Below are 660 nucleotides of genomic sequence, written 5' to 3' on the forward strand. Positions count from 1 at the left end.
CGGTTTTAAATTTATCTGCAAAGTTTGATAGTGTTACCGTGACAGGTTTGGACTTAGATAAACTTGCAAATTTATACATTTGCGGATCATTATTCAAAATCGCAATCTTTTGACCAGAAAATTCGTCAATTGTGTCAATCGAGCGGTCTTTAACAAAGGCATACATCGAACCAACAGGGAAGGTTGTTACAACCTCATAATTGTTTTCGATCATCAGCTTGCCAGCCCTAGAGCGGCTTAGCGTAGCGATAGCAAGCTCAAGCCCTTTCTCTGAGTTAATTGCTCCAATTGCGTCCATTGTGCCGGCAAACTTAACAAACTGGCGCGACAGGATGCTCGTAAGAACGGCAGCCTCGCAGTTGCCAGCCTTAAATTGCTTAACAACATCGGTTTCTTCGGTGTAGGCGACAAATTTGAGCTTTAATCCCCAGGCTTGAGCTCGTGGAATAACGTCGGAATAAAATGTCATCACTGGGCCACTTCGGCCAACAGGATCCCAAACGCAGAACGTTTTAGATTCTAAAGAAAAAGCAGAGCTACTGAACAGGCTTATCAAGATGCAAAGAAATATAGAGAAGAGCTTCATACAGCACACCTCTGCTGAAGAGCTGGGCGGTATATATATGAATTCATGTGGCTGTTGAAAAAAAGCTGGCCAGT

The 660-nt window shown here is 43.3% G+C and carries 1 protein-coding gene; it reads right to left on the minus strand.

Annotated features, from left to right (window positions below; translation table 11 throughout):
* Window positions 1-469: putative solute-binding protein (locus tag A3757_RS05770; RefSeq protein WP_231878229.1), on the minus strand; the 469-nt coding region annotated here is incomplete at its 3' end.
* Between the last annotated feature and the right edge of the window lie 191 nt (window positions 470-660).

The organism is Oleiphilus sp. HI0117 (assembly GCF_001635235.1).